We start from the raw sequence: 26,297 nt of genomic DNA on the forward strand, positions 1-26,297 counted from the left end.
GAGCCCTTTGCCACCACTCCGACGATCAGGCACCCCATGCAATCAGACGCCCATCCCAACCGCTCGCCGATCGTCCTGATCGGCTACGGCGATATCGCGCGACGACTCGCCCATCGACTGACCGACCACGACCTCATCGCGGTGAGCCGCCATCAGGCAGAACGCCCCGAGGGCCATCGCGGCGAATGGCGTGCCGTTGCGGTCGACCTGGACCGCGAGGATCACCTCCCCGCCGAGGTCGCACCGAACGACGCAATCTGGATCTACCTGGCGCCACCCCCGCGTGAAGGCCAGACCGACCCGCGCCTGACACACTGGTTGCGCGAGGCCGCGAACCCACCGACGGGCCTCGTCTACATCAGCACCACCGGCGTCTACGGGGATCGGGGCGGCCACTGGGTGGACGAGACGACACCACCGGCTCCGGCCCATGATCGAGGGCACCGGCGCCTGGACGCGGAAACCCAGTGTCACGCCTACGCGCAGACACACGGGATTCCACACTGCAATCTGCGCGTGACCGGCATTTACGCCTGCGACCGCCTGCCTGTCGAGAAGGTGCGTCGAGGCACCCCCGTGCCAACCGGCCCCGAAGCGCCCTGGTCCAACCGCATCCACGCCGACGACCTGGTCGACATCCTGCGCCTGCTGATCGATCGTATCGAGACTGGGCACCCCGTCACCGGCACCTTCAATGTCTCCGACAACCACCCTACCCCGGTAAACGTCACCTACCGCCAGATCGCGGCCCACTTCGGCCTGCCACAACCGCCGGAGGCCTCGCTGGCCAGCATCCTCGAGCAGGCCAGCCCCATGGCCCGAGAATTCCTCACCGAGTCACGGCGCGTGGACGCCAGCGCCATTCAACGCGCCCTCGGATGGCATCCCCGCTACCCCACCCTGGCCGCGGCTTTGGCAGATTGCCCGCGAAATCTCTCCTAAAGGGGTCAGAACTATTTTCTGGCAGGACGGCCGGGTGGCCGGGGAGCAACCGTTCGACCAACCCTGTCGGCCATCCGACGCTGAAAATCCTCGGTGCCAGCGACGGCCGACTGTTCGGTCGCCCGACGGAGAAGATTAAGATCGCCACCCGGAATGGCAGCGGAGAACAATTCACGATATTTCTCTTGCCGCCTCTCCGGCGTTGACGCCAGGCTCAGATAACGCTCGTGCGGCACGACCAGGTCATCAAAGGCGCCAAAGGCGTTGCTGGCGTAGCTTGACCATGGATATTCGCCGGGAGCCGCCACCATGCGTGCGCGGACCGGATTGAGTTCGATGTAGCGATAACACGTCAGCAAATACCGCTCCGATCCCACCAGCCCCGCCTTGAATCGCCCTTCCCACAACGTCCCGCTCCGGCGGTACTTGCGATTGATCTTCAGCACATACTGACGCCCGACGGATTGCATCGTCCGGGACAACCCCTCGGCCGAATCCGGCGTGACCAGCAGGTGGACATGGTTGGTCATCAGAACGTAGGCATGAACCGACACACCGAACTCCTCGCCCGCCAGACGAAGGCACTCGAGGTAAAGCTGGAAATCGGACTCATCGAAGAAGGTCTGCTGACGATTGTTACCGCGCTGAACCACATGCTGTGGCACACCGGGCACGAACAGCCGGGGCTTTCGGGGCATGACGACGTCCTTGTCGTGGCATGAATAAATTGGTTGGTCGCCAAAGACTAGCGAACCAGGATGCCGGAAAACAAATCACAAAAGGGTTCTGACCCCTTTTCGGAACTCCTCGCCCGCCAGGCGAAGGCAGTCGAGGTAAAGCCGAAAATCGGATTCATCGAAGAAGGTTTGCTGCCGATTGTTACCGCGCTGAACCACATGCTGTGGCACACCGGGCACGAACAGCCGGGGCTTTCTGGGCATGACGACGTCCTTGTCGTTGCATGAATAAATCGATTGGTCGCTAAAGACTAGCGAACCAGGATGCCGGGAAACAAATCAGAAAAGGGTTCTGACCCCTTTTCCCCACGAATGTTCGAAGACAAATCAGAAAAGGGTTCTGACCCCTTTTTCGCTTCCCACGCCGAAAAAGCCCAACACGTCACCGACAAATCACGAGCACCGGAATTAAGCATCCACCGGCATTCGTGCTTTTTTCGTTGCCACCGAAAACCGCGACAGCAACGAAAAAAGGCGCCCGAAAGCGCCTTTGTGGTTCCGATCAATCTCAGGATTGATTAGAACTTGTGGACGACACCCACGGAGAAGGCATTGCTGTCTTCGGTAGCAGCGCCGAAAGCATCGCCTACCTGACCAGAGTGGCCAGAGCCCTTGCCGATAAAGTAACCGTTACCTTCAGCATCAGCTTCTACAGCGGCGTACACAGCGTAAACGCTGGTCTGCTTGCTCAGCTTGTAGTCGTAACCAACGGCCCAGAGGTCAGCGCCGGTGTCTTCGTTACCGGTACCCGAAACGTCGTCAGCGGTGTAGTACTGAGCCTTGATGGTGCTCTTGCCGAAGCTGTATGCAGCACCCAGACCCCATACGTCCTGGTCACCGTTTTCCGGGTTAGAGGTGATCATGTCGGCGTTCTGGTAAAGACCAACGATCTTGAAGCCGCCGATCTTGTAACCAGCGCCCACACGGTAAGCTTCCAGGTCTTCAGCGTCGCTGTTGTGCTGCTCGTAGGCACCATCGATCATGAAACCAGCGACCTCGTAGCCAGCGCTTACGCTGTAGCCGTCTTCGTTATTGTTTACGTCATCGCTCATATCGGAAATGTAAGCGAGCTTAGCAGTAAAGCCACCCAGATCCGGAGTCATGTAGGCAACAGTGTTGTTCGTGCGGGCATCCCAGTCGTTGGCGCCAGCAAGGGCCTTGCCGCGGATGAGGGCACGGGAATCGCCAACGGTTTCATTGAACAGCTCGTATTTACGACCAACCCTCTTCATCGGGGTGTCGTGACGCCCAGCGATGGCAGAACCCCAACCACCGGTGAAGCCGATAAACGTGTTCCGCGGCTTGTCACCGGTTTCGTCTCGACCGTCGCCCCAATCGATACCTTCTTCCCACTGGTAGATCAGGGACAGGTTGTCGGAGATCGCTTCTTTGCCCTTCAGACCGATACGGGAAGAGTTGGAGGCGACGCTGTAGTCACGATCGTTGGCGTTGTCGCCACCGAAGAAGTCGTAAGAGGCGTGGATCTTGCCGTACAGGGTGGTGTCGGCCATAGCAGCTGCCGGAGCGGCAACAGCGGCAGCAACTGCCATTGCGATGATGTTCTTTTTCATCGGTTCCATCTCCAATGTGGTTGTGAGATTTCCAAATTTCCCCGGCATCATGCGGTGCGTTTGGCCAGGTACGCGGCCAATACTAGTCAGATGGGATGCGCTGACAACCCCTCGGGGGCCGGTTTGCAACAAACTGGCGCTTTTCTGTTGCATGGGTGCAACAAGGCGCCTTCGGCGCAAGAGGTGAGAGGTCAGAAATCAGAGATGAGAAGATGGTGGGTTCGCTACCTACCTCAACCCCGGCCGCTCCGCCCTCTGACCTCTGATTTCTGACCTCTGAACTCTTGAAGCGATCAGCTTCCCGCCTTCTTCAACACATCAAACCCGCCCTGGTCGGCGTGGTAGGACGAGCGCACCATCGGACCGGCAGCGACGTGGGTGAAGCCGAGCGCTTCGGCCTGGCGGCCGAGCTCAGCGAAGTGCTCGGGGGAGACGAAGCGCTTGACCGGCAGGTGGTGGACGGAGGGCTGCAGGTACTGACCGAGGGTGAGCATGTCGACGCCGTGATCGCGCATGTCCTGCAATTCGCTCAGCAACTGCTCGTCGGTCTCGCCCAACCCCAGCATCAGCCCGGACTTGGTGGGCACGTCGGGGCAGCGACGTTTCATCTCGGCGAGCAGGTCAAGCGAGCCCTGATAGCTCGCGCCCGGTCGGGCGGCGCGGTAGAGCTCCGGGACGGTCTCGAGGTTGTGGTTGAACACGTCCGGCGGCTCGGCGCTGAGGATGTCGATGGCCTTTTCCACCCGGCCACGGAAGTCGGGGGTCAGTATCTCGACGATCAGTCCGGGGTTGACCTCGCGCAGGGCGCGGATCACATCGGCGAAGTGTTGCGCGCCGCCGTCGCGCAGATCATCGCGATCGACCGAGGTGATCACGACGTACTTCAGCCCCATGGCGCGCACGGTCTCGGCCAGTCGGGCCGGCTCCTCGGGATCGACCGGGCGCGGCTTACCGTGGGCCACGTCGCAGAACGGACACCGGCGCGTGCAGATGTCGCCAAGGATCATGAAGGTGGCGGTGCCGTTGTTGAAACACTCGCCCAGGTTGGGGCAGTTGGCCTCCTCGCAGACGGTGTTCAGCCCCTGCTCGCGCACCACGCGCTTGAGGCGCTGGACCTCCGCCCCGCCCTGCGGCCGGGCGCGAATCCAGCTGGGCTTGCGCATCGGGGCCGACGGCTCGATCTTGACCGGGATGCGCGAGACCTTGTCGGAAGAGCGCATCGCGCGCGTCGGGCCGTCGGGCTTGGCGGCGTTGTCGGTCGTTTCGGTCATGATTGGGTCTCCGGGGGCGCGGGACGCAACGGATGCGGTGTCCGGGGTTTCGCGCCTGAAGGCGCTCCTACGGGGTAAGCGATGCGCCGAGGTCGGCGGCGAACTCGCGGGCGATGGTCGGCAAGGCGTCCGTGTCGCCGAGCAATCGCTTCGCGTCGGTGACGGCCAGCCCCTGGTAGCCGCAGGGGTTGATCCGGGCGAATGGAGCCAGGTCCATGTCGATATTGAACGACAGGCCATGATAACAGCGCCCCTGTCGGATTTTCAGGCCGAGGGCGGCGATCTTGGCGTGATCGACGTACACGCCGGGGGCATCCGATCGGCGCGCGGCGAGCACGTCCCGCGCCGCCAACCAGTCGATCACGACCTGTTCTAGCCGATGGACCCAGTCGCGCGGCCCCAGGCCGGCGCGGCGCAGATCGACCAACGTGTACAACACCAACTGGCCCGGGCCGTGATACGTCACCTGCCCGCCGCGGTCGGTCGGGATGACCGGAATGTGGCCGGGACTCAGCAGGTGCTCCGGCCGACCCGCCAGCCCCTGGGTGAACACGGGCGGGTGGGTCAGGGCCCAGAAGGCATCCGGGCTCTCGGTTGACCGTTTCGCCGTGTAACGCCGCATGGCCGCCCAGGTGGCGCGGTAGTCGCGCCGTTCGCCTAGCCAGCGAAATTGGGGGGATCGGGGCATAAGAAGCGGGGAACAAACCTTATTGGCCGGGAAATCGGCCTCCCGGCCGATTGTCGGGCTGAAGCCCGACCCACAGTGAAAAAGCTCGAAGCTGAAAGATTTCTGAGTGAGAAAAACCCTACTCCGAGTTCCGCGCACACCCTCTTTCAGCTGTCAGCTTCAAGCTTCCGGCTTCGTTCACAGACACATCTTCACGTCCGGGTGCGCGGTGATCGCGCGGTAGACGTCGTCGATCTGTTTCCGGGAGGTGGCGGTGAAGGTGACCGTCAGGCCGACGAAGGTGCCCTTGCCGCTGGCGCGCTGTTTCCAGGCCGACTCGGGCAGCCCGGGGATGACGTCGTCGACGGCCTGTTTGATGTCGTTGATGAAGGCATCGGTGGCCGGGCCCATGACCTTGATCGGGAATTCACTCGGAAAGTCGATCAGGGTCTCGCGCTCGAGCGCCGCCTCGTCCTCGGCCGCCGTGGGCTTGGCGTTGGGATCGCAGGCGGTCAATTGCCCATCGGGTCGAGCCTCGAGGGGGCCATTGCCTTTCCCGTTCGGGGAAGAATCGTCGGTCATCGCGAGCTCCGTTGCGGGTGTTTGAGTGCCTGGAAATGCTGGTCGAGCTGCCGGGTAACCGGGCCGGCACGGCCGGAATGCGCGCCCGAGCCGACCGGCTGGCCGTCGATCTCGACCACCGGCCAGAGATCCTTGGTCGAGCTGGTCAGGAACACCTCGTCGGCCTCGCGCAGGGCGCTGATCGTGATGAACGATTCGTCCACCTCGACCAGCCGCTCGTCGCGCACCAGGTCGAGCAACAGCCCGCGGGTGATGCCGGCAAGGATGCGCGGCCCGGTCGGCGCGGTGACCAAACGCCCGTTGATCACGGCGAACAGGTTGGTCGCCGCCCCTTCCATCACCAGCCCGTCACGCACCAGCACCGCCTCGTCGCAGCCCTGCTCGAGGGCCTGCTGGCGCGCCATGGTGTTGGGCAACAGGTTGATGCTCTTGATGTCGCAACGCGCCCAGCGCGCATCGGGCAACGTGATCACGCGCGCGCCGCCGGCGATCGAACCGACCGGCGAGACGGTGGCCATCACGCCGGGATGCACCTCGTCGCCCGGCCAGGCATGGTCACGTTTTGCCGGCGCGCCGCGCGTCACCTGCAGGTAGATGGCGGCATCGGGGGCGTCGATGCCGGCGAGCAGCCGGTCGAAGATGGCCTGCCAGTCATCACGTCCCAACGGCTCGGCGATGCCGATCGCCTCGAGGCTGCGCGACAGGCGTGCCATGTGCTCGTCGAGACCGAACAGCCGACCGGCGAAGGCCGGGATTACCTCGTAGACGCCGTCGCCGAACAGGTAGCCACGATCAAGCACCGACACGCGCGCCGTGTCGGTATCGCACCACTCACCGTTGAGATAGACCGGCCGTGGCTTGCTTGTCACAAGAGCACCTCGACAAACGGCATCGGGTCGATCATCAGTTATCCCACCAGAGCCAGAAACTATCGGTCGCCTGCTTGACCAGACCACCCTCCGGATTGTCCGACAAGGCGACCACCGGTCGCTCGGCGATGGCCTGCTCGCCCAGGCGCACCACCAGCGAGCCGACGGCATCGCCCTGGTTCAGCGGCGCGGTCAGCTCGCCGTCGAGCTTGAGGCTGATGGCCAGGTCGTCGCGCTGATTCTTGGGCACCAGCACCGAGAGATCCTGGCGCAGCCCGACCGGGGTCTGGTCCATCTCGCCCTTGTAGACGCGCGGACTGGCCAGTGTCTCGCCACCCGAGCGCACATCGACGGTCTCGAAGTGCCTAAAGCCGTAGTTGAGCAGGGCCTCGGCCTGGTTGTTGCGCGCCTCGTCGCTGTCGGTGCCCAGCACCACGGCGATCAGGCGCATGCCGTCGCGCGCCCCGGAGGTGGCCAGGCAGTAGCCGGCCGCCTCGGTATGACCGGTCTTGCCGCCGTCGACCCACTCGTTGCGAAACAGGAGCTTTTCGCGGTTGTACTGCTTGATGCCGCCATAGGTGTAGGACTTCTGGCGGAAATACTTGTAGAGGTCCGGGAACTCGTGGATCAGTTGCGAGAGCAGGGTCGCGATGTCGCGCGCGGACATCAGGTGCCCCTCGGCCGGCCAACCGGTGGGGTTCTCGAAGTGGGTCTCGTCCATCCCGAGGCGCTCGGCGGTGGCGTTCATCTGCGCGACGAACGACTCCTCATTGCCACCGATGTACTCGGCAAGCGCGGTGGCGGCATCGTTGCCCGACTGCACGATCATGCCCTGCAACAACGCCTCGACGGTGACCTGCGTGCCCACCTCGATGAACATGCGCGAGCCGCCCATGCGCCAGGCCTTCTCGCTGACCGTCACCTGGTCGTCGAGGGCGATATTGCCGCTCTTGATCGCCTGGAAGGCGAGATAGGCCGTCATCAATTTGGTGATGCTCGCCGGCGGCACGGGCCGGTCGGCGTCGCGCTCGACGATCACCTGCTCGGTGGCGTAGTCGAGCAGCACATAGGAACGCGCCGAGAGATCGGGCGCGCCCGGCGTGGGCAACGCGGCATACGTGCTTGTTGCCACCAGGGAAAGCAGGGTCGTCGCCAGCAGGCCGGCAAACCAGCCGCCTCGCCATGTCGTGGACAAGGCCTTGATCATTTCTTCACCACCATCGTTGTTTCGTGAAAGCCGAGTTGTCGCAGGCGCTCGCGCACGGCATCGAACTCGTCGGCCGAGGCGAGCGGGCCGACGCGCACCCGGGTCCAACCGCCGGCCGACTGGCTGACCGTCGAGAGCCCCGCGCGACGCAGGCGCGCACCGATTTCCTCGGCATTGTCCGCGTCGCGGAAGGCGCCCACCTGGACGAAGACATTCTCGCCCCAGCGGGCATTGGGCATCGCGCGACCGGAACGGTTCCCCGACGAGGCGGAATTCCGGGTCGCGGTGCGCGTGTCGTCGGGACCGACCACCTCGATCTCGACCGGCACGGTGCCCTTGCCGGTCATCTCGATCTTGTGCGCCGCGGCGTAGGACAGGTCGATGATCCGCCCGTCGACGAACGGGCCGCGATCGTTGACCCGCACCACCACGCTCTTGCCGTTGTCGAGGTTGGTCACCCGGACGTAGGTCGGCAGGCGCAGCGACTTGTGCGCCGCGGTCATCTTGTACATGTCGTAGGGCTCGCCCGACGAGGTCAGCCGCCCGTGGAATTTCTTGCCGTACCAGGAGGCGAGACCGCGTTCGCGAAAGCCCGTGTTGCTGGCCAGCACCGTGTAGCGCTCGCCCAGCACCGTGTAATTGTCGGGGTTGCCGCGGCTCGAATAGGGCTCGTCGCGGGGGACGGCATCGCGGGTGGCCGCCCGATCCGGGGACGGACCGCTGGCGCAGCCGGCCAGCAACAGCGTCCCGACCAGCGCAACGACCGCCGCGCCAGGCAGACGGTGACGCCACTCGATCATGGCATCAGCCGGCATCGGCCCCGTCATGCCCCGCCGACGTGGCCGCATCGGCAGTTGCCTGTTCGATTGCTTGGGCCAGCTGCCAGACGGCTGTCGCGTAGAGCACGCTGTGATTGTACCGGGTGATGACATAGAAATTATTGAGTCCCACGTGATAGGCGACGTCATCGCCATCGGTGAGCGTGAACAGCATCACCTCGAAGTCGTCCGGCACCGGCGCGTCGTCCGGCACGGTCACGCCGCGCTCGCGCAGTTCGGCCAGGGTGGTCTTGGGCGCGAGATCGCGCGCCCGGTTGAGCAGGTCGTCGACCTCGGCGCCGTTGATGTCCACCTCGAACATCACCGGCTCGCCCTGCCCCCAGCCGTGCTCGACGAAGTAGTTGGCCACGCTGGCGAAGACGTCGTGATGGCTGTCCCACAGGTCGCGGTGACCGTCGCCGTCGCCGTCGACCGCGTAATGCCGGTAGCTCGACGGGATGAACTGCGGCAGCCCCATCGCCCCGGCGTAACTGCCCTCGGCCTTGTCCATGGAGATGCCTTCCTCGCCGGCCAGGCGAATGAAGTCGACCAGCTGGCCACGGAAAAATTCCCCGCGGCGCGGGTAATCGAAGCCCAGCGTCGCCAGGGCATCGATCACCCGGTAGCCGCCGGTGATGCGCCCGTAGTAGGTCTCCACCCCGATGATCGCGGTGATCACGTAGGGCGAGACGCCGTAGGTCGAGGCGACCTCGTCGAGCAGCTCGCCGTGTTCCTGCATGAAGGCCGCACCGCGCTCGATGCGCTTGTCAGTGATGAAGATGGGGCGGTACTCGCCCCAGGTCTTGGATTCGGCCGGGCGGGTGATCGCGTCGATGATCTTCTGCTGGTACTCGGCATCCCCCAGCCAGGCCTCGATCTGCTCGCGCGAGACCCCGGTCTCGCCGACCGCCTCGTCGATGAACGCCTGCACCGGTTCGCGGTCGAGGTAATCGCCGGCCTGCGCGCTGCCGACAGCGAGGAAAGCGGCGGCCAGAACGCCTTGCGTGGCGCGGTTCAAAGCGTGTGTCATTAAGGAACCTCTCGATGAGTTGGCAACGTCTCTGGCAGCCGGGCTATTTCGCGATCCGGGCACCGCAGCGCCGGCAGGACAGCTGTCCGCCAAGGGGCGGCAACACCGTGCGGGAGCAAGCCCGGCTGCCCCAGCGGGCGGGCCGCCAAGGACCCACCTGCGGCGTTGCCGCCCTTGTGAAGGACTCGGCCCTTCACTACGGACGGCGTCTTGCATCTGGGCCCTTGGCGACCCGCAGAGACATCGCCAAATCATCGAGCGGTCCCAAGGGAAGGTCTGCACGCATGCCATGCCACTCTGGCTTGGCGAGTCGTTCGTGATCAAGGCGCGATGTCGCCGGCGTGCCGGTGGCCACGTCAAGACATCGTAACGCGGAGCACGGGCGACTCGCCAAGCCCCGCCGGGCGCGCCTTTAGCCGGGCATCTGCTGCGTTGTCGTCCTTGGAAAGAGAAATGCTCTTCCGCGGTGGACGAGCGCCTTGCAGCTGCCCGGCTCAAGGCACGCAGAGCGGTATGGCATTCGTGAAGACCTTCCCTACCGATCGTGCCCCAGGAAACTGCGTTGCGTGCGGATGCTCATCAGCATACCCAAACCCACCATGATGGTCACCAGCGCGGTGCCGCCGTAGCTCATCAACGGCAAGGGGGCGCCGACCACCGGCAAGAGGCCCAGCACCATGCCGGCATTGACCAGCACGTAGACCATGAAGGTCATCGAGATCGAGGCCGCCAGCAGCCGCCCTTCGACCGACTCGGCGTGCTCGGCGATCCACAGCCCGCGCCAGATGACGGCCAGGTACAGGAGGAACAGCACCAGCAGCCCCATCAGGCCGAATTCCTCGGCATAGACCGCCAGGATGAAGTCCGTGGTCCCCTCGGGCAGGAAGTCCAGGTGCGACTGGGTGCCCTGCAACCAGCCCTTGCCCCAGACGCCACCAGAGCCGATCGCGATCATCGACTGGATGGTGTGGTACCCGGCGCCGAGCGGGTCGCTGGCCGGGTCGAGCAGGGTCAGCACGCGCTCCTTCTGGTAGGCGTGCATGACGAAGAACCACATCACCGGCATTGCGGCGGTGGCCAGCGCCAGAAAGCCGCCGATATACCACCAGGACAGGCCGGCGAAGAACAGCACGAACAACCCCGAGGCCATGATCAGCAGGGAGGAACCCAGGTCCGGCTGGCCGGCGATCAGCACGGTGGGCACACCCACCGCGAGCATCGCGACCACCACGTCGAGCGGACGCGGCGGCAGGGGGCGACGGGCGAGGAACCAGGCGATCGTCATCGGCATGGCCACCTTCATCAGCTCGGCCGGCTGGAAACGGATCACGCCCAGATCGAGCCAGCGTTTGGCGCCGCCGCCCATGTCGCCTACCAGCCAGACGGCGACCAGCATCAGCACCACCGCGGCATAGAACCAGGGCGCGACGGCGAAGAACCAGCGCTGCGGGATCTGGGCGATCAGCAGCATCAGGCCGAAGCCCAGGCCGAGGCGGACGATGCTGCGTTCGACCCAGGCATCGCTCTGCTCGGCGGCCGAGTAACCGGCCACCACGCCGATCATCGCGATCAGCGCGACGAAGAACAGCAGGACGGGGTCGAGCTTGAATACCGAGCGCAGCGTGGCGCCGACCCGGTCGCCCAGGCGGATGGGTTGCAGACGGTCAACGGCCATGAATCAGTCCCCGTACTCGGAAAATTCGGGCTGGACGTCGGCGTCCGGCTCGACGTCGAACCAGAAGTCCATCACCTGGCGGGCGATGGGCGCGGCCGTCCCCGACCCGCTGCCGCCGTGCTCGGCGATCACGGCCACCGACAGCTCGGGGTCGTCGAACGGCGCGAAGCCGACGAACAGGGCGTGGTCATGCAGTCGTCGCTCGAGCTCCTCGGCGTCGTACTCCTCGTCCTGGGCCACCGAGAACACCTGGGCGGTCCCCGTCTTGCCCGCGATCGGATACGGCGCCTCGATCTTGTGCGCCGTGCCGCGCTCGTGGCCGACCACCGCACGCATCGCCTCACGGGCACGTTGCCAATAGGACTCGCTCGAGAGCGTCAGGCGGGGCTGCGGCTCGCGGTCGTCGGCCACCAGCCAGGGCACGTGTCGCACCCCGGAGAGCGCCAGCGTCGAGGTCATGTCCGCCAGTTGCAGGATGGTCGAGAGCATGTAGCCCTGGCCGATGCCGGCAATCACCGTCTCGCCGGGGAACCACACCTGCTGCTTGACCCGCTGCTTCCAGTCGCGCGAGGGCATCAGGCCCGCCCGCTCGCCGGGCAGGTCGATGCCGGTCTGCTGCCCAAGGCCGAACCGGGTGAAGAACTCGTGCATCCGGTCGATGCCCATGCGGTAGGCGAGATCGTAGTAGTACACGTCGACCGAGCGGAACACGGACTCCTCGAAGTCGACCCAGCCGTGGCCCCACTTGCGCCAGTCGCGATAGCGGTGGTCGTTGCCCGGGATCTGGTAGTACGGGCCGGCGAAGAACCGCTCGTCGGGATCGAGCAGGCCATATTCCATGCCCGCCAGCCCCATCACCGGCTTGATGGTCGAGCCTGGCGGGTAGGTGGCGGTTGTCGCGCGATTGTAGAGCGGCCGGTCCGGGTCCTCGAGCAGGTCGCGGTAGGCCTGGTGGCTGATGCCGTCGACGAACAGGTTGGGGTCGAACGACGGCCGGGAGACCATCGCGCGGATCGCCCCGTCACGCGGGTCCTGGGCGACCACCGCCCCGGCGTACTCGCCCAGGGCGGCGGCGGCCACGCCCTGCAGGCCGACGTCGATGGTCAGGGCGATGTCCTCGCCCGGGACCGGCCGCTGGGTCTCGAGCACCTTGACCTCGCGCCCGAGCGCGTCGACCTCGACGATCCGGTACCCCGGCTGGCCGTGCAGACGATCCTCGTACTGGCGTTCGATGCCCGTCTTGCCGACGTACTGCGTGCCCTGGTAGGCGTCCGGATCGAGACGCTTGACGTCCTCGGCGTTGATCCGACCGACGTAACCCACCACGTGGGCGAGCAGCTCGCGGTACGGGTAGACCCGCTTGAGGCTGGAGACGATCTCGGTCCCGGGAAGCCAGGGCTTGAGCCGCGCAAGCCGCGCCCGTTCGACCTCGTCGAGGTCGGCCTTGACCAGCACCGGGTCGAAGCGGCGACTGACCCGGATGCGCTCCTCGAGCGCCTCGACCGCGCGGGCGTCCAGCCTCAGCACGTCGGCCAGCATCGCCAGCTCCGCCGCCACGTCACGACTGTGCTCCGGGGTGATCTGCACCTGGTAGGTCGCGACGTTGTCGGCCACCACCTCGCCCTGGGCATCGAAGATCCGGCCGCGCTCGGGCGGCACCACCACCAGGCGGGTCCGGTTCTGCTCGGCCTTGGCGAGATAGTGCTCGTGCTGGGCGATCTGCAGCCAGGCGGCCCGCCCCAGCAAGGTGAGGACGACCACGAGCGAGACCAGCGCCGCGAACAGGATTCGCAGCCGGAATACCCGCCTGGCCCGGCCATGATCATGGAGACGATCTAGCATCGCTTCGCTCGGGGCTCGCCGTTACACTGAAAACAAGCGCGGCCGACGGGGAAGCACCCCGCCGGCCGCGTCAATGCAGTCATGTCGGACGCACACCACGCTCCGACTCGCACCGGATCACTGCTGCTCGTGGCGGGCGATCGAGTCCTCGATCTCCTTGCAGGCCGCGGCCTTGTCGGCAAAGCCCTTGCACTCGACCCACTTGCCCGGCTCGAGCGCCTTGTACTGCTCGAAGAAGTGCTGGATCTGCTCGAGCAGGAAGCCCGGCAAGTCCTCGACCTTCTTGACGTCGTGGTAGTGCGGGGTGAGCTTGTCGTGCGGCACGGCGATGATCTTGGCATCGATGCCCGATTCGTCGGTCATCTCCAGCATGCCCACCGGACGCGCGCGGATCACCGAACCCGGCTGCAGCGGCAACGGCGCGACCAGCATCACGTCAACCGGATCGCCATCGTCGGAGAGCGTCTGCGGGATGAAACCGTAGTTGGTCGGGTAGTACATCGAGGTCGCCATGAAGCGGTCGACCAGGAGCGCGCCGGAATCCTTGTCCAGCTCGTACTTGACCGGCACGCCCTGCACCGGGATTTCGATAACGACGTTGATGTCTTCCGGCGGGTTCTTGCCGGCGGAGATCTTCGACAGGTCCATAGGGAACGGCCTCGATAGATTGCGGTTGAACTGAAGGGAAAGCGATCTCGCCGCAAGTCACGGCGTTTTGGTTATGATACCGTTTTTCGCCGGTCGACCGGAGTCCCGGTCTCGAATTCGGTCGGCAAAATCCACGGCTATCAAGATCTGGAAAACCATGCGAATCGTACTTTTGGGCGCCCCGGGTTCGGGCAAGGGCACGCAGGCGGCACGCCTGGTGGAACACTACAAGGTCCCGCAGATCTCCACCGGCGACCTGCTGCGCGCCGCCGTGGCCGCGGGCACCGAGCTCGGCCTCAAGGCCAAGGCCGCGATGGACGAAGGCCAGCTGGTCAGTGACGACATCGTACTGGGCATGATCCGCGAGCGCCTGGCCCAACCGGACACCCAGCGCGGTTTCATCCTCGACGGCTTCCCGCGCAACATCGCCCAGGCCGAGGCGCTCGACGAGATGCTCGAAGGCCTCGAGCGCCCGCTGGAGCTCGGCATCCTCCTGGACGTGCCGCTCGACAAGCTGATGAAGCGCCTGACCGGCCGCATGACCTGCAAGGAATGCGGCGCGGTGTTCAATCGCTTCACCAATCCGCCGGATTCCGACCACCAGTGCGACCACTGCGAGCACGAACTGGTTCAGCGCAACGACGACAACGAGGACACCGTGCGTCGCCGCCTGGAGGTATTCCAGGAGCAGACGGCGCCGTTGGTCGAGTACTACGAGCGCGACGGGCGACTGGCCCGCATCGACGGCGAACGGGAAATCGACCAGATCGCGGCGGACTTCCGCGAGATCCTCGACCCGATCGCCCCGTCATCCGAGAGCTGAGCCCAACGCATGGAGTCAGGGAAGACGCGCACGCCACTGGCCATCGCCATCGCCGCTGCCCTCGGGGCCGGCGGACTGGCCGGGAGCCAATCGCTGCAGCCAGTCGAAGCGGCCTCGGGCGGCGAGTGGGGCCTGTGCCCGGCCTTCGGCCCGGAGCGCCCCGCCTACCAGCCATTGGCCGAGGGCGAGCCGGGCAAGGCCTCGGCCGACCGGGCCGAGTACGGCACTGACGGCGCCGTCACCCTGATCGGGGATGCCATCGTCGACGAGCCGGGGCGGCGCGTGCGCGGCGAGCGGCTGATCTACCGGCAGGGCCCCGAGGCCAGCGTCTCCGCCGAGGGCAACCTCTGGCTGCAGACCGGCGACATGGCCGTGCAGGCCGAGCGCGGCGAGCTGAACCTCGACACGGACGCCGGACGACTGGAGCGGGCGCATTACTGGCTGGAGAGCCAGCACCTCTCCGGCGTGGCCGAGACCATCGTCCAGGACGACCGGCAGCACTATCGCCTCGGCCAGGCGACCTTCTCGACCTGCCCGGCCGAAACACGCGACTGGGAATTCCAGGCACGCGAGGTCAACCTGAACCGTGAGACGGGCCGCGGCGAGGCCTGGCACACCACCTTGCGAGCCGGTGGCGTGCCGGTGTTCTACGCGCCGTATCTCAACTTCCCGATCGACGACCGGCGCCAGTCCGGCCTGCTCTACCCGACCTTCGGCAACAGCACCGAAGGCGGCTTCGAGTACGCCCAGCCCTACTACTGGAACATCGCGCCCAATCTCGACGCCACGCTCACCCCCACCCTGCTGACCAAGCGCGGTCTGGGCCTGGGCGGGCAGGTGCGCTGGCTGCACCAGTTCGGCAGCGAGGACCTCGGTCGTGACCAGCTCGACTTCTTCTACCTGCCCGACGACCGGGTCGAGGGCGGCTCGCGTTGGTCCCTGGGACTCGACAGCAGCGGGCGGGTCAATCCGGACCTCGACTACCGCGTCGACATCAACCGGGTCTCCGACGACCAGTTCTTCCAGGACTTTTCCACCAACCTGGAACAGTCGACCACCAGCCATCTCCGCAGCGACGTGCGACTCAACGCCCGCCCGGGCGGCGGCTGGAACCTCGGGTTGCTGGCGCAGCGCTACCAGACCATTAATCCCGACCTGAGCGAGTACCAGTACCCGTACCGGATCATGCCGCGGCTGACCGCCAGCAACCGCTTCGGCCTGGGGCAGTGGGGCGAACACGTCGCGCCCAGCTTGAGTGTGCGCGCCGACGTCACCCGGTTTGCCCACCCCTCGAGCGAACGCATCGTCGGCGATCGTGCGCATGCCGCGATCGGGCTTGGTCAGACCTTCGACGACACCTGGTACCGTCTGCGCCCGCAGGTCACGCTCGACACCACCAGCTACCACCTGAATGACGCCGATCCCAACACGATTGACGGCAACCGGGCATTCGACACCAGCGCCACGCGCAGCGTGCCGATCTCCAGCATTGACGGCAGCCTGTTCTTCGAGCGCGCCTACGGTGAAACGGGTCGTTACCGCGCCCTGCTCGAGCCGCGGCTCTACTACCTGTACGTGCCGTACCGCGACCAGAGCGACATCCCGCTGTTCGACACCGGGCAGCCGACGCTCAGCTACAGCCAGTTGTTCCGTCCCAACCGCTACTCAGGCGGCGACCGGATCGCCGACGAGAACGCCCTGACCTACGGCCTATCCTGGTCGCTGATCGACACCCAGCAAGGCACCGTGCCGCTGTCGCTTCGTGTCGCCCAGCGCTACCGTTTCGAGGACTCCGAAACGGTGCTGCCGCCCAATTTCGCCACCCCGGAGACGCACCCGAGCTACCGAGAGGCGGGTGGATCGACCGTGCTCGCCGAGGTCTACAGCGACGTCACTCAGAACTGGAACGGCTCGTTCACCGCCGAGTACGACACCGATCGGGAACGGGTCTCTCGCTCGCAGACGCGACTCGGCTATCGGGGAGAAGACAATAGCGTCCTGAATTTCTCCTGGTTCACCCGCGAGGGCATCAACGAGTCCGACCGCGACTACCGCCAGGGCGACGTGTCGTTCGCCTGGCCGCTGTCACGGCGCTGGTCGATGCTCGGCCGGGTCGGCTACGACTTCGAGTCCGAGCAAGTGGTCCAGTCGCTGCTCGGCGTGGGCTACGAGTCCTGCTGCTGGTCGGCACGCCTGGCCTTCAAGCGCTACATCGTCCGACCGGACGTGGGCGCCGACCTGGGCGACGATGCCGAGTACTCCAACGCCGTGGTCTTCCAGGTCGAGCTCAAGGGCCTGGGTGGCATCGGCGGCAACCAGTTCCGCGACGACATCCTCGGCTTCGATCCCTGACCGCCGGGCATCGGCCCCACCTGCCCGGATGCGTTATGATCGCCCGAGCCCGGGTATCGTCACCCCGGAACATGACCGAATTTCAACGCCGCAACCGCGAGTAGATCCATGCCCGTTTCGCACGCCCCCACACACCGCCACGCGCGTCGACCGCTGGCCGTGCTGGCCACCCTGCTGCTCACCGCCACCTCGATGACCCTGACCGCGTCACCGGCGGCCGCCCAGGCCAACGGTGGCTCGGCCGGCCAGCAGAACCCCGGCATGAGCGGCTTCCAGCCACTGGACCGCATTGTGGCCGTGGTCGATGACCGGGTGATCACCCAGCGCGAACTGCAGGCCGAGGTGGCCCAGTTGGGTGGCCAGGTGGATCTCGCCAACATGAGCCCGGCCGACCAGCAACGGCTCGGCGAGCGCGTGCTCGACCGCATGATCACCGAGGCGACCATGCTCGAGCGGGCCGACAAGATCGGCATCCAGATCGACGACACCCGCCTCAACCAGGCGCTCAACGGCATCGCCCAGCGCAACGGCATGAACCTTTCGCAACTGCGCGACGCCGTGGTCGGCCAGGGCCAGAACTGGGCCGAGTTCCGCGACGGCATCCGCGAGCAGATGCTGCTCGAGGAGCTGCAGAAGCGCGAGGTCTACAGCCAGATCAATGTCTCCGATCGCGACATCGACGCCTACATCGAGCAGCGCACCGGGGCGTCGGCCGAGCAGACCGAGTACCGCCTCGCCCAGATCCTGGTCTCGGTCCCCGAAAACGCCTCGCCCGAGGCGATCGAATCGGCCCGCGAACGCGCCGAGGCGATCCGCGACGAGCTGCGCGACGGCGAGGACTTCGCCCGCGTCTCGGCCGAGCGTTCCGATGCGCTCAACGCCGACGAGGGCGGCGATCTCGGCTGGCGCGAGCCGGCGCGCATCCCGTCGCTGTTCCTGCCGGTGGTGCAGGACATGCAGGCCGGCGAGGTCAGCGAGATCATCCGCAGCCCGAACGGCTTTCACATCGTCAAGGTGGCCGACACGCGCAGCACCACCGGCACCGCGGCCGTGACGCAGTATCGGGCCGAACACGTCCTGCTGCGCCCCCGCCAAGACCGCGACCCGGCCGCCACCCGCGAGCTGGCCGAGCAGCTGCGCGCCCAGGTCGCCAGCGGCGAGACGACCCTCGCCTCGGTCGCACGCGAATTCTCCGACGATCCGGGCTCCGCCCAGCGCGGCGGCGACCTGGGCTGGGTAAACCCGGAGGACATGGTGCCGGCGTTCGCGCAAGCCCTGGAATCGGTCCAGACCGGCGAGTTGAGCCCGGTCTTCGAAAGCCAGTTCGGCTTTCACTTCCTGCGGGTCAACGACCAGCGCCGCCAGGAGGTCTCCGGCGAGGACCTGCGCGAGCAGGCACGCAATGCCATCGGCGAGCGCCGCGCCGACGAGGAGCTGACCAAGTACATCCGCCGCCTGCGCGCGGAGGCCTACATCGAGAACCGCCTGACCGGCACCGTCAACGACGCCAGTGGCCAGCGTGCGCTTGGTCGTCAGTAGCGGCGAACCGGCCGGGATCGGCCCGGACCTGCTGCTCGCGCTGGCCGCCGACCCGGCCTTCACGCCGTCCGACGAACTGGTCGTCCTCGGCGACCGGGACGTGTTCGCCGCGCGCGCCGAGGCCCTGGGCCTGCCCTTCGACTGGCCGGCCGCGGACGACTCGGCCGCCACCTCAGCCGGCTTTCGCTTCCACCATCTGGCCGCGGCCAATCCGGTCACGCCGGGTCGGCTCGATCCGGGCAACGCCCGCCACGTGCTGGACATGCTCGATCACGCCGCCGATGGCTGCCGTGATGGCCGCTACGCCGCGATGGTCACCGCGCCGCTGCACAAGGGCGTGATCAACGACGCCGGCATTCCCTTCACCGGGCACACCGAATACCTCGCCGACCGGGTCGGCGGCACCCCGGTGATGATGCTGGTGGCCGACACCCTGCGCGTCGCGCTGGCCACCACCCACCTGCCCCTGGCCCGGGTGCCGGCCGCGATCACCGGCGAGACGCTGACCACCGTGATCGAGACGCTGCACGCGGCGATGGTCGACTGGCTGGGCAAGCCGCAGCCGCGCCTGCTGGTCGCGGGCCTGAACCCGCATGCCGGCGAATCCGGGCACCTGGGCGACGAGGAAATCCGCGTGATCGGCCCGACGCTCGAGGCGATGCGCGAACGCGGCATCCAGGCGATCGGCCCGCTGCCTGCCGACACCCTGTTCACGCCCCGCCACCTCGACGGCGCCGATGCCGTGCTGGCCATGTACCACGATCAGGGCCTGCCGGTACTCAAGTACGCCGGCTTCGGCCGAGCGGTGAACGTGACCCTGGGCCTGCCGATCGTGCGCACCTCGGTCGATCACGGCACGGCCCTGGACCTGGCCGGCGGCGGCCGGGCCGAGCACGGCTCGCTGGCCGAGGCGATCCGGCTTGCCGGCGAGATCACCCGGCGGGCGGCGGCCTGACCATGGCATCCGCGGGCAATTCCAAGAAAGGCGTCCAGGACGGCCACCGAGCGCGCAAGCGCTTCGGCCAGAACTTCCTGGTCGACTACGGCGTGATCGACCGCATCCTCGGCGCCATCCCGGGCGATGGGCCCGTTATCGAGATCGGGCCGGGGCTCGGGGCACTCACCGTGCCACTGGCCCAGCGCGGCAACCGCGTGGTCGCGATCGAGCTCGACCGGGACGTTATCCGTCACCTGCGCGTCAAGCTCGATGCCGAGGGTGTCGGCCGACAGGTCGAGCTGGTGGGGCAGGACGCCCTGCGCCTGGACCTCGATACGCTGTGCGAGGAGCAGGGGCTCAGCCCGCCGCTGACGCTGGTGGGCAACCTGCCCTACAACATCGCCACCGCGCTGATCACCCGGCTGCTGCAACAGTCGACACGCATCCATGACATGGTGTTCATGGTGCAGCGCGAGGTCGGCAACCGCCTGGCCGCCGGCCCCAACGACTCGGCCTACGGGCGATTGAGCGTGCTCACCGCCATGCACGCCGAGGTCGAGCACCTGTTCGACGTGCCGCCCGAGGCCTTCAACCCGCCGCCCAAAGTGGAGTCGAGCGTGATCCGCATCACCCCGCGCGCCGAGCCGCTGGTGCCGCCCGCCGAGCAGGCCCGCTTCGAGACGCTGGTCACCGCGGCCTTCGCCCAGCGTCGCAAGACCCTGCGCAACAACTTGAAACCCCTCATGCCAGCGTCAACAATTGAGGCGTCGGGAATCGACCCGTCGCTGCGCGCGCAGGCACTGGACATACCCGCCTTCCTGACGCTGGCCCGACGGCTCGACCCGAGCAGTTGACGAGCGACCGACCCGCGCCCCGATCGGGCGCCGGGCACCGGCACCCCCTTCACCCATCGCAGGAAACCACGGCCATGTCCGCGACCGCCGACATACACGCCTACCCCCAGGCCGAGGACGCCTTCGCCGCCTGCGCCGACTTCCTGGTCGATCGGCTGGCCGCGGCGGTGCGTGCGCGGGGCATCGCGCGGATCGCACTGGCCGGCGGGGGCACGCCGAGACGGCTCTATCAACTGCTCGCCCACCGCTACCGTGACGCCCTCGACTGGCAGGCGGTGGAGTTCTACTTCGGCGACGAGCGCAACGTGCCGCTGGATCACCCCGACAGCAATTTCCGCATGGCGCGGCTGGCCCTGTTCGAACCATTGGGCATCCAGCCGCATCGCACCTTCCCGATGATCTCGGACCAGCAGCGTGACCCGGAGCGGGACGCCGATGCCTACGAGACGGCACTGCGGCGCTGGACGGCCGGGGCCGTGCCGCGCTTCGACGTGACCCTGCTCGGGCTGGGCAGCGACGGGCACTTCGCCTCGCTGTTCCCGGACACCCCGGCACTGGCCGAACGCGAGCGCCTGGTGGTGGTCAACCCGGTGGCCAAGCTCCACGGCCATCGCCTCACGCTGACCTTCCCGGTTTTCGAGGCCGCTCGCGACGTGGTCTTCCTGGTGCTGGGCTCGGACAAGCGCCGGGCGTTCGCCCGCATTCGCGACGGGAAAAGCGAGCGCCCCGCCGAACGACTGGCGGCCGAGCGGACCACCCACTGGTTCGTCGATCGCGCCGCGGCGGGGGCGCCATGATGCTGACCGCCTCGCCCCTGGCCGAGTCCATCCGCATCCGCCCACGGGCGGTATTCGTGCCCGAGCACAGCGACACCGCCGCGAATCGATTCGCCTTCGGCTACGAGATCGTGATCGAGAACGACAGCGATCAGCCGGTCACCCTGACCGACCGGCACTGGGTCATCGACCACGGCAACGGCTGCCTCAAGGAGGTGCGCGGCGAGGGCGTGGTCGGCGAACAACCGCGCATCCTGGCCGGCGACCGGTTTTCCTACCGCTCCGGTGCCGTGATCGAGTCACCCGCCGGGCGAATGTGGGGCGACTACGGTTTTGTCAGCGATCAGGGCGAGGTACTCCGGGTGACCATCCCGACCTTCGACCTGGTGGCCCCGGCGGCCTTCCGCAGCATCCAGTAGCCACGATCCAAGCTCGGGCCGGCAACCCGGCCAACATCGCTGTCGATCCCGCCGCACCACTCCCATGCGTCGGGTGCTAGCATCCCCCCTTTGCCCACTTCACGCGACGGAATCCGCCCGCCCCATGGCCACCTACGCAATCGGCGACCTGCAGGGCTGCCTCGACCCGCTCGAGGCCCTGCTCGAACAGATCCGCTTCGACCCGGCGGCCGACCGGCTCTGGTTCGTGGGCGACCTGGTCAATCGCGGCCCGCAGTCGCTCGAGGCGCTGCGCTTCGTCCGCGGGCTGGGCGACCGCGCCGTCACCGTGCTGGGCAACCACGACATCCACCTGCTGGGCTGTTATTTCGGTACGCGGGTCGCCCGCGGTCGCGACACGCTGGCCCCGATCCTGTCCGCCGCCGACGGCGACGAGCTGATCGACTGGCTGCGCCGGCAACCGCTCCTGCATCACGACCCGGGCCTCGACTGGACCCTGGTGCATGCCGGCATCCACCCCGCCTGGGACCTGCCGACGGCACAGGCCGCCGCCCGGGAAGCCGAGGCGGCCATGCAGGCCGACGAGCCGCTGACCTTCTTCGGCGAGATCTTCGGTAACCAGAGCGATCATCCGGACGGCAATACCACGCCAATCGACCGCCAGCGCTTCGCCATCAACGTCTTCACCCGCATGCGCTACTGCCACGCCGATGGCCGGCTCGACTTCACCGAGAAGCGTCCCCCGGCCGATGCCGACCCGGCGCTGATCCCCTGGTTCGCCATGCCCGAGCGGGCGATGGCCGAGCGTCGGATCGTCTTCGGTCACTGGTCGACCCTGGGCCCGGCAAAGGCGCGTGCCAATGCCTGGGGCATCGACCAGGGCTGTCTCTGGGGTCATCAGCTGACCGCCCTGCGCCTGGAGGACGAGGCCCTGTTCGCCACCAACTGCCCGGGCGCGCAGAAGCCCAAGGGCGGCAAATGACCATGGCCGCCCCGGGACAGGCCGCGGAGACGCGCGATGCTTAGCACGGTGTTCTCGGTCCAGTCGCTGCTCGCCGGCATGGGCGTGCTGCTCGCCGGCTCCGGCCTGCTCGCCACCCTGCTCGGCCTGCGCGCCGCCGAGGAGGGGTTCTCCGACGGCACCATCGGCCTGGTCATGTCGGCCTTCTACCTCGGCTACGTGCTGGGCACGCTCACCATCCCGGCCATCATTCGTCGAGTGGGTCACATCCGCACCTTCGCCGCCCTGGCCGCGATTTCCTCGGCGGCCGCCATCCTGCACGGCCTGTGGGTCGAGCCCTGGTTCTGGATGCTCCTGCGGCTGATCAACGGCGTGACCCTGCTGGGCCTCTACATGGTGATCGAGAGCTGGATCAACGAGAAGGTGACCACGCACCGCGGGCAGGTGTTCGGCATCTACATGATGGTCAGCCTGTTCGCCTACGGCGCCGGCCAGTTCCTGATCGGCATCTACGGCCCGATGGAGGTCTCCACCTTCGCGATCGTCGGCCTGCTGTTCTCGCTGGGGCTGGTGCCGATCGCGCTCACGCGGGTGAGCCAGCCGCCACCCATGGAGACCACCCGGCTGCCGCTGAGCGAGCTGTTCCGGCTGGCGCCCACCGGCGTGATCGGCGCGGCGATGTCCGGGGTGATCACCGGCACCATCTATGGCATGGCGGCGGTCTACGCCAACCGGGTGGGCCTGCCCGACACCCAGGTGGCGACCTTCGTTGCCGCCATCATCGTCGGCGGCGGGTTGCTGCAATGGCCGATCGGGCGCCTGTCCGACGGGCGCGACCGCCGTTACGTGCTGATCGTGATTTCGGCGATCGGCGGCGCGTTTTCCGTGCTGCTTGCCCTGCAGGACTGGTTCCCGGGCTGGACGCTGTTCGCCCTGGCGCTGGTCTTCGGCGGGTTCTCCTTCTCGCTTTACGCCATCAGTGTCGCGCAGACCAACGACCGCCTGTCGAGCGACCAGGTACTCGAGGGCACGCGCGGGCTGTTGATGGTCAACGGGGCCGGCTCGGCCGTCGGCCCGATGATCAGCGGCCTGGCCATGGGCTGGTTCGGCGCGGCCGGTTTCCCGCTGTTCGTCCTCGCCGCGCTCGGCACCATGATCCTGCTGGTCTTCTGGCGTATCCTGATCGACGCGCCGGTACCGGACGAGGAACGCGGCGATTACGTCTTCACCCACCGCACCTCGGCGGCGGGCCTGGAGCTCGATCCGCGCACCACCGACGAGGAGACCGAATCGCCACCGGCCCACGAGCACGTCAGCGACGCCGCCCCGCCCATCTATGAGACCGACCCGGCCTGGGAGGACTACGAGGGCCCGCCCGGGGCGATCGACGAACCCGACCGCGTCAACGACTCGGGCTCGTCGGGGCGGCGAGGCGACGCCTGATCCGGCGCATCAGCCAGCCAAGCACCGGCACCCGCTCGTAGAGCTGGGCGGCCGGGTCCCAATAGTCGACGTGGTCGACCACCCGCCCGTCGCGCCCCAGAACGAGCTCGGACATGCCGTCGATCGACAGGCCGTGCGCCGAGGCATCGCAGCGCATCCGCCAGCGCAGCAGGGCGCGATCGCCATCCACGGCCCGGGCCTGCACCACGAATCGCATCCCCGGACACTGCGCAAACCCGTGGGCGAACACCGATTCGATCGCCTCGATGCCGCGCACCTCGTTGAACGGGTCGACGAAGCGCGCCTGCTCGGCATACACCGACGCCAGCGCGTCGAGGTGATCGACCCGCAGCCCCTCCATCACGGCCACGTAGCGCTCGAGGGCGGCCGCCCGATTCAGGTCGCGCCCGGGCGCCGTCACGCGCCCGGTTCCTTGAGCATCCGGCGGGTCAGCCGGAAATACAGGGCGTAGGGCAGCAGTCGCAGGCCCTTCATCACCCAGCCAAAGCCTCGTGGCGCGAGGATCTCGAAGCCGCGTCCCTCCAGGCCACGGGCGATCAACTCAGCGGCCGCCTCCGGTTCGATGCGCCCCGGCATGGCGAAGTCGTTCTTGTCGGTCAGGCGGGTGCGCACGAAGCCGGGATTGATCACGCGCATCGCCACCCCCGCCCGCTCGAACTCGGGACGCAACGACTCGGCCAGGTTGATCATGGCCGCCTTGCTCGCGCCGTAGGGGGCCGCGTAGGGCAGACCGCGGTAGCCGGCCACACTCGCCGTGAGCACGATTTCACCGGCACCCCGCGCGATGAAATCCTCACGCACGGTATCGATACCGTTGACCGCGCCTAGGAAATTGACCCGGATCAATCGCTCGAACAGTCCGGGATCGAAGTCCGCCAATCCCATCGGCTCGTAGTCGCCGGCATTCAGGATCACCGAGTCCGGCACCCCCCAGTGCGCCACCAGCTCGCGGTAGGCATGGGCCAACGACTCCGGGTCGGTGACGTCGACGGCCAGCGCCAGCACCCGCTCCGGATCGCGGCTGGCCCGTTCGTCGAGGCGCGCCTGGTGTCGGGCCGAGATGGCGACCCGATGACCGCGCGCAACCAGTCGGTCGGTCAGTGCCGCCCCGATCCCGGCGCTCGCGCCCACCAGCCAGTAAATACGCTCCGTCTTCAGCTTCGCTTCGGTCATGTCGGTTATGCCTCGTGTGAATGCGGCCCGGTCAGGGCGACGAACACCGTCCGGTTGCGCGGTATCGTTTGACGCGAGCGTAGTCGAAGGCTGCTACAATATCGATGCACAAGTTATACAACACCCATTGCGTCGCAGGTGGCCCGTGTCCACGACCGAATCGAACCCAACCGAAACCGAAAGTCAGGCCCTACTGCCGATCCGGTCGGTATCGCAGATCACCGGGGTCAACCCGATCACCCTGCGTGCCTGGGAGCGTCGCTACGACCTGATTCGACCGACGCGCACGCCGGCCGGGCACCGGCTCTACAGCCAGGCCGACATCCGCACCATCCAGCGCATCCAGGAACTGGCCGAGAGCGGCATGGGCTTCGCCCAGATCGCCCTGCTGCTGGAGCAGGAAGGCCCGGACGCGAACGAGGACGCGGGCGACGAGACATCGACCACCGCCCCGCCGACCACGGTGGCACCACCTCGGTCGCTCCTCGACCGGGTGATGCGCGCGGCCATCGACCTCGATCCGTCCGAATTGCGCGCCGCCGAGGTGACCGCCCTGATGTGGCTCACCCCGGAGGACTACCTGCGCGAGGTGCTGATCGAGGCCCTGGCCCAGCTCGAGGCGCGCACTGCCTGGCCGGACCGCGACCTGGGGCTGGTGTGGCTGGCCGAGTACATCAAGGGGCGCGCCGAATGGGTCGCCGACGCCCCGGGACGAGCGACCGCCCCGGTGGTCGTGATCGACAACCTCGTGCCGGGCCGGCCATTCTCCGCCGGCGGCCTGCGGCTGTTCACCGCCCTGCACGACGACCAGTTCCATGTCCGGCTGCTGCCGACCGGGCTCAACGAGACCCAGCGCACGCAGATGGCCCGTCGCTGGGGAGCGCGCGCCTGGATCCGGCTCGACACGACCCGCCCGGAAAACCCCACCACCAGCGCGGCCGGGGCGCGCGTCTTCTGGTGCGAGCTGCCGCTGCTCGAACCCGAGGACGGCGACCAGGCCGTCGATTTCATGCAACGCTGGCGCGAACTGGTGGAGCGGGACATCCAGCACTGCCGCGAGCAGGTGGCCGAAGCGCTCGGCCGCCCCGAACCCGCCCCGGTTCGCCTGACCCGGCACTGAGCCGGGATCGATCCCAGGCGGCCGTGTGGACATCATGCCGT

The 26,297-nt window shown here is 67.1% G+C and carries 26 protein-coding genes; 12 read left to right on the plus strand and 14 right to left on the minus strand.

Going from position 1 to position 26,297, the window contains the following annotated elements; genetic code table 11:
- Nucleotides 1-36 precede the first annotated feature (36 nt).
- Nucleotides 37-942 carry an NAD-dependent epimerase/dehydratase family protein gene (locus FAZ79_RS04190; RefSeq protein WP_169303571.1) on the plus strand — a complete coding sequence of 302 codons (906 nt, stop codon included), beginning with the start codon at nucleotides 37-39 and terminating at the stop codon, nucleotides 940-942.
- An 11-nt stretch (nucleotides 943-953) separates the two neighbouring features.
- Here the strand turns inward: FAZ79_RS04190 and FAZ79_RS04195 are convergent, their stop codons facing one another.
- On the minus strand, nucleotides 954-1,640 hold the full coding sequence (locus tag FAZ79_RS04195) for a transposase (RefSeq protein ID WP_136866728.1): 687 nt from the start codon (nucleotides 1,638-1,640) through the stop codon (nucleotides 954-956).
- A gap of 60 nt (nucleotides 1,641-1,700) precedes the next feature.
- Between FAZ79_RS04195 and FAZ79_RS11430 the strand changes: the two genes are divergently transcribed.
- A complete protein-coding gene (locus FAZ79_RS11430; protein WP_169303572.1) occupies nucleotides 1,701-1,907 on the plus strand; it encodes a hypothetical protein in 207 nt (68 codons plus the stop codon).
- 290 nt (nucleotides 1,908-2,197) lie between these two features.
- Here the strand turns inward: FAZ79_RS11430 and FAZ79_RS04205 are convergent, their stop codons facing one another.
- The 11 genes from FAZ79_RS04205 to ppa form a co-directional block, all read right to left on the minus strand.
- Nucleotides 2,198-3,250: a porin gene (locus FAZ79_RS04205; RefSeq protein ID WP_169303573.1), complete on the minus strand. Its 1,053-nt coding sequence runs from the start codon at nucleotides 3,248-3,250 to the stop codon at nucleotides 2,198-2,200.
- Between the two features lie 293 nt (nucleotides 3,251-3,543).
- On the minus strand, nucleotides 3,544-4,521 hold the full coding sequence (gene lipA, locus FAZ79_RS04210; protein ID WP_169303574.1) for a lipoyl synthase: 978 nt from the start codon (nucleotides 4,519-4,521) through the stop codon (nucleotides 3,544-3,546).
- Between the two features lie 67 nt (nucleotides 4,522-4,588).
- The gene (gene lipB, locus FAZ79_RS04215; RefSeq protein ID WP_136866730.1) at nucleotides 4,589-5,209 is read right to left on the minus strand and encodes a lipoyl(octanoyl) transferase LipB; all 621 of its coding nucleotides are present in this window, start codon (nucleotides 5,207-5,209) and stop codon (nucleotides 4,589-4,591) included.
- A gap of 177 nt (nucleotides 5,210-5,386) precedes the next feature.
- Complete coding sequence (locus FAZ79_RS04220; RefSeq protein ID WP_136866731.1) at nucleotides 5,387-5,770, minus strand: DUF493 domain-containing protein; 384 nt, start codon at nucleotides 5,768-5,770, stop codon at nucleotides 5,387-5,389.
- Nucleotides 5,767-6,639: an aminotransferase class IV gene (locus FAZ79_RS04225; RefSeq protein ID WP_136866732.1), complete on the minus strand. Its 873-nt coding sequence runs from the start codon at nucleotides 6,637-6,639 to the stop codon at nucleotides 5,767-5,769. Before FAZ79_RS04225 ends, FAZ79_RS04220 begins: the two co-directional genes overlap by 4 nt.
- Before the next feature lie 34 nt (nucleotides 6,640-6,673).
- Complete coding sequence (locus tag FAZ79_RS04230) at nucleotides 6,674-7,846, minus strand: D-alanyl-D-alanine carboxypeptidase family protein (RefSeq protein WP_136866733.1); 1,173 nt, start codon at nucleotides 7,844-7,846, stop codon at nucleotides 6,674-6,676.
- On the minus strand, nucleotides 7,843-8,661 hold the full coding sequence (locus FAZ79_RS04235; RefSeq protein ID WP_211238790.1) for a septal ring lytic transglycosylase RlpA family protein: 819 nt from the start codon (nucleotides 8,659-8,661) through the stop codon (nucleotides 7,843-7,845). Before FAZ79_RS04235 ends, FAZ79_RS04230 begins: the two co-directional genes overlap by 4 nt.
- The gene (gene mltB, locus FAZ79_RS04240; RefSeq protein WP_136866734.1) at nucleotides 8,651-9,694 is read right to left on the minus strand and encodes a lytic murein transglycosylase B; all 1,044 of its coding nucleotides are present in this window, start codon (nucleotides 9,692-9,694) and stop codon (nucleotides 8,651-8,653) included. The genes FAZ79_RS04235 and mltB overlap by 11 nt, the downstream gene beginning before the upstream one ends.
- Before the next feature lie 535 nt (nucleotides 9,695-10,229).
- Complete coding sequence (gene rodA, locus FAZ79_RS04245; protein ID WP_136866735.1) at nucleotides 10,230-11,369, minus strand: rod shape-determining protein RodA; 1,140 nt, start codon at nucleotides 11,367-11,369, stop codon at nucleotides 10,230-10,232.
- A 3-nt stretch (nucleotides 11,370-11,372) separates the two neighbouring features.
- Entirely contained in the window at nucleotides 11,373-13,211 is a 1,839-nt protein-coding gene (gene mrdA, locus FAZ79_RS04250) for a penicillin-binding protein 2 (protein WP_136866736.1), read from the minus strand.
- 117 nt (nucleotides 13,212-13,328) lie between these two features.
- The gene (gene ppa / locus FAZ79_RS04255; RefSeq protein WP_125198003.1) at nucleotides 13,329-13,859 is read right to left on the minus strand and encodes an inorganic diphosphatase; all 531 of its coding nucleotides are present in this window, start codon (nucleotides 13,857-13,859) and stop codon (nucleotides 13,329-13,331) included.
- Between the two features lie 157 nt (nucleotides 13,860-14,016).
- Between ppa and FAZ79_RS04260 the strand changes: the two genes are divergently transcribed.
- From FAZ79_RS04260 to FAZ79_RS04300, 9 genes are all read left to right on the plus strand, one after another.
- The gene (locus tag FAZ79_RS04260) at nucleotides 14,017-14,682 is read left to right on the plus strand and encodes an adenylate kinase (RefSeq protein ID WP_136866737.1); all 666 of its coding nucleotides are present in this window, start codon (nucleotides 14,017-14,019) and stop codon (nucleotides 14,680-14,682) included.
- A 9-nt stretch (nucleotides 14,683-14,691) separates the two neighbouring features.
- The gene (locus FAZ79_RS04265) at nucleotides 14,692-17,034 is read left to right on the plus strand and encodes an LPS-assembly protein LptD (RefSeq protein ID WP_136866738.1); all 2,343 of its coding nucleotides are present in this window, start codon (nucleotides 14,692-14,694) and stop codon (nucleotides 17,032-17,034) included.
- A 108-nt stretch (nucleotides 17,035-17,142) separates the two neighbouring features.
- The gene (locus tag FAZ79_RS04270) at nucleotides 17,143-18,573 is read left to right on the plus strand and encodes a peptidylprolyl isomerase (RefSeq protein WP_136866739.1); all 1,431 of its coding nucleotides are present in this window, start codon (nucleotides 17,143-17,145) and stop codon (nucleotides 18,571-18,573) included.
- A complete protein-coding gene (gene pdxA, locus FAZ79_RS04275; protein ID WP_136866740.1) occupies nucleotides 18,545-19,528 on the plus strand; it encodes a 4-hydroxythreonine-4-phosphate dehydrogenase PdxA in 984 nt (327 codons plus the stop codon). Before FAZ79_RS04270 ends, pdxA begins: the two co-directional genes overlap by 29 nt.
- A 2-nt stretch (nucleotides 19,529-19,530) precedes the next feature.
- Nucleotides 19,531-20,364 carry a 16S rRNA (adenine(1518)-N(6)/adenine(1519)-N(6))-dimethyltransferase RsmA gene (gene rsmA, locus FAZ79_RS04280; RefSeq protein ID WP_136866741.1) on the plus strand — a complete coding sequence of 278 codons (834 nt, stop codon included), beginning with the start codon at nucleotides 19,531-19,533 and terminating at the stop codon, nucleotides 20,362-20,364.
- Nucleotides 20,365-20,438: 74 nt separating this feature from the next.
- A complete protein-coding gene (gene pgl / locus FAZ79_RS04285; RefSeq protein WP_136866742.1) occupies nucleotides 20,439-21,161 on the plus strand; it encodes a 6-phosphogluconolactonase in 723 nt (240 codons plus the stop codon).
- On the plus strand, nucleotides 21,158-21,559 hold the full coding sequence (apaG, locus tag FAZ79_RS04290; protein WP_136866743.1) for a Co2+/Mg2+ efflux protein ApaG: 402 nt from the start codon (nucleotides 21,158-21,160) through the stop codon (nucleotides 21,557-21,559). Before pgl ends, apaG begins: the two co-directional genes overlap by 4 nt.
- Before the next feature lie 124 nt (nucleotides 21,560-21,683).
- Nucleotides 21,684-22,520 carry a symmetrical bis(5'-nucleosyl)-tetraphosphatase gene (locus FAZ79_RS04295; protein ID WP_136866744.1) on the plus strand — a complete coding sequence of 279 codons (837 nt, stop codon included), beginning with the start codon at nucleotides 21,684-21,686 and terminating at the stop codon, nucleotides 22,518-22,520.
- A gap of 36 nt (nucleotides 22,521-22,556) precedes the next feature.
- On the plus strand, nucleotides 22,557-23,942 hold the full coding sequence (locus FAZ79_RS04300) for an MFS transporter (RefSeq protein WP_136866745.1): 1,386 nt from the start codon (nucleotides 22,557-22,559) through the stop codon (nucleotides 23,940-23,942).
- Here FAZ79_RS04300 and FAZ79_RS04305 read toward each other — a convergent pair.
- Nucleotides 23,902-24,363, minus strand: a complete 462-nt coding sequence (locus tag FAZ79_RS04305; protein WP_136866746.1) for a nuclear transport factor 2 family protein — start codon at nucleotides 24,361-24,363, stop codon at nucleotides 23,902-23,904. The genes FAZ79_RS04300 and FAZ79_RS04305 overlap by 41 nt on opposite strands.
- Complete coding sequence (locus tag FAZ79_RS04310; protein ID WP_136866747.1) at nucleotides 24,360-25,136, minus strand: SDR family NAD(P)-dependent oxidoreductase; 777 nt, start codon at nucleotides 25,134-25,136, stop codon at nucleotides 24,360-24,362. Before FAZ79_RS04310 ends, FAZ79_RS04305 begins: the two co-directional genes overlap by 4 nt.
- Before the next feature lie 145 nt (nucleotides 25,137-25,281).
- On the opposite strand from FAZ79_RS04310, the gene FAZ79_RS11555 reads away from it, so the two are divergent.
- Entirely contained in the window at nucleotides 25,282-26,256 is a 975-nt protein-coding gene (locus FAZ79_RS11555; protein ID WP_231505793.1) for a MerR family transcriptional regulator, read from the plus strand.
- The last annotated feature ends 41 nt before the right edge of the window (nucleotides 26,257-26,297 follow it).

It is taken from the genome of Guyparkeria sp. SB14A (assembly GCF_005096345.1).
Taxonomy (GTDB): Bacteria; Pseudomonadota; Gammaproteobacteria; order Halothiobacillales; family Halothiobacillaceae; genus Guyparkeria; species Guyparkeria hydrothermalis.